We start from the raw sequence: 2,846 nt of genomic DNA, 5'->3' as shown, positions 1-2,846 counted from the left end.
TGACGATAATAGTCAAACCACACCTGTCTTGGCGATTTATAGCCTAAACCCTTTTGAATTCTCGTTTGGTTGTAGTACAACTCGATATATCTAATGATATCGGTAATGGCGGCAAATCTGGTCTTATAGTCCTGATGATATATTAACTCATTCTTTAATACGCCCCAGAAGCTCTCTATAGGTGCGTTATCAAAGCAGTTACCTTTAGCGCTCATTGAGCCTGTAAGCTGATGCTGCTTGATGATCTTATGGTAGGCATGACTACAGTACTGACTGCCTCTATCAGAGTGAACGACTAGCCCTTTACTGGGTCGTTTGTTCTTAATCGCTATGTTGAGTGCACGGCATACTAAATCTGCGGTCATACGCTTGTTAATAGCGTAACCGACAAGCTCTTTAGTGTATAAGTCTTTAACGCCTGCTAAATACAGCCAACCCTCAAGTGTCCAAATATAGGTGATGTCACTGACCCACGCTTGGTTAGGGCGACTGGCATCAAACTTCTGATCCAGTACGTTTGGATAGATCAGCTTGTTGTGATTGGAGTCGGTAGTGACTTTAAAGCGCTTGTGGCGACGGCATTTGATGCCATGTTCCTCTTTAATGCTTCTAACCATGTATAGGCTAATGTCATGGCCTTGCTCGGTGAGCGTTGCATGCAAACGTTCATAACCATAACGTTCTTTACTTTCACTGTGAGCGGCTTTAACGAGTAGCTCGCAATGGTTGCGATGTATCTGCTGCTCGCTGATATCGCGACTCAGCCAGTCGTAGTAACTTGAATGCTTAATCTTTAGCACACGGCACATAGTGGTGATGCTAAAGAAGTGCTGGTTATCTTTGATAAAGGCGTACCTGACTAGCTGTGCTTTGCAAAGTACGCCGTCGCCTTTTTTAATATCTCTCGTTCCTCTTCGGCTACTTTAAGCTGTCGTTTGAGGCGCTTGTTCTCTTCAATCACGGCTATGAGCTGTGGATCGTACTGCTCTGTTCCTACAAGCTTGCCTTGGTTGGCTTTGTTATGCCAATTAGATAAGGTCTGCATGGCGATGCCAAGCTGCTTTGCGGTCGCTGAGATATTGCCATTATTGTTTGCTATCTTCTTAACGGCTTCTGCTTTAAATTCTGTGCTGTAAGTTCTGATTTTCTTGGTCATGGTAAACTCCTGTGAATACGCTTAGTTTACCAAGTTTAGTTGTACGGTTTCTTCAGCATAGCTCAGATATTACCCGCAGCAGGTTCATCACTGGCAGAATTATAGAATGTCGCTTTATATAGGTTTTGCTCTCTGCCACCTTTATCAGCAACCACCTCTATAGTCAGTTGACTTGCTTTGTCCCAATTCCCAATGTGAATTTGACTTTGAAATAAGGTCAGATGCTCTTTTACAATCTCAAGGACTGGCGGAAGTCTTATCTCACTGTTTGTGCTTATTTCGTGCTCCACAGGTACATTACCTTGAAAGGTTTGCAAACGATTATTAGCTAAGAAAAAGGTACAAGCCGTGATAAAGCCACTAATGTCTTGCTCCAAACTATTGAAAGGCGACTTTGACTGAAACGGATTTATCAGATAATAGTCTTGTCCTCGCATGGCTTTATGACCAAACACGCTGTTGTCTAACCAGTATTCTATCAATGTATTGTTTTTATCATCATACTTGTAAGCCAAGCGTTGAAAGACATAACTTAGCGTCATGCCAACAAACATAATTGCCAATAGTGGTAGTGCTGGTAGCGCAGTTGGTGATGCTATTGCTAACAATCCTAAGTTTAATCCAGCATAAGCTGAAGCACCTATCGAGAAAGCAGCTGCACCACTGGAAATCCAAGATGCGGTATTCCCATCATTAAACTTACGATAACCATAAATCGCTAAGCTCCCTACCTCAAACGTCGCGCCAATTACCCCTATCCACCCTGCTCGATATATTAGTTTACTGGCATTTACCATAAGCTGATTAATAAGGTATCTTAATCGTCTAACTGATTGGTCTCGTTAAAATACCAAATGGTTTTCCATTCAAGCCGCTTCATTTTTGGCATGATGTCACCTGCTTTAAAGTGTTTCACATCCTGACTCGATGGTGACCACCATGATCCCGTCTGTGGACAAGGTTTACCTGACTCGCAGCGTAAGCGTTTTGGTGCGACATTATGGCTACCACCACCACTATCCGCGATACGCTCAACCAACATCCATGTGACAGGCGCCATGCCGACAGCTTGCATGGTTTCTGGATCATAACCGACGTAAGCTTCATTTGCTAACATCCCATCTAATAATACTTGAGCACTGGCATCTTCTCTACTAGGCACATAAATACCTGCAACAGGAACAACCTCATCTAACTCAACGCTATATTTAGGGTTGAGACGATAAACAGGCCACGATTCGGGTGGGTTAAGTGGTCCTCGAGATTCAGTACTATAATTTTCTATTAAATCACCAATACGCCAACCAAAATAACTGGTTATTTTTAGATTAAAGGCACGTAAGCTTGCCTCTGTTTCCCATTTATCGTAATCCAGTTGTTGCTGCTCTGGCATCCAGTCGATATCGTAATCCATACTAATAGCCCGAAAGTCACTCTCTACATTACCGCCATAGCCTATTGCTGCTAAGTCCCCTTTTAACAGCTCTTGATAACCGACGTTAAGACTATCCAAAGTATCACGTAGGTTTGGCAATACGCGCTCGCCCCAGACGATATCAGGTTGTCTGTTAATAGGACGCGTACGATAATCAAAGGGTAAATCATTGACGAATAGCTCAAGCGCGTATTCAGCGGCTTCTAGCATAGTTGCAAAGGCATCACGCATCTCTTTAAAGTAGGCGGGTGAACT

At 43.2% G+C, this 2,846-nt stretch carries 3 protein-coding genes; all 3 read right to left on the bottom strand.

Annotation, left to right across the window (positions count from 1 at the left end; genetic code table 11):
* Window positions 1-1,156, bottom strand: a protein-coding gene (locus W293_RS0107405; protein ID WP_156915650.1) for an IS3 family transposase whose coding sequence is annotated in 2 segments (ribosomal slippage) — window positions 1-898 and window positions 898-1,156 — 1,157 coding nt annotated over the 2 segments. Because the reading frame shifts where the segments join, the coding sequence is not laid out codon by codon here. This gene is flagged as partial in the annotation.
* A 62-nt stretch (window positions 1,157-1,218) separates the two neighbouring features.
* Entirely contained in the window at window positions 1,219-1,953 is a 735-nt protein-coding gene (locus W293_RS0107395; RefSeq protein ID WP_025651826.1) for a hypothetical protein, read from the bottom strand.
* 20 nt (window positions 1,954-1,973) lie between these two features.
* Window positions 1,974-2,846: hypothetical protein (locus tag W293_RS17355; protein ID WP_025651825.1), on the bottom strand; the 873-nt coding region annotated here is incomplete at its 5' end.

The organism is Psychrobacter sp. TB67 (assembly GCF_000511065.1).
Lineage (GTDB): Bacteria > Pseudomonadota > Gammaproteobacteria > Pseudomonadales > Moraxellaceae > Psychrobacter > Psychrobacter okhotskensis.
The sequence above is the reverse complement of the archived record's forward strand: the minus strand, read 5'-3'. Positions and strand labels throughout refer to the sequence as shown.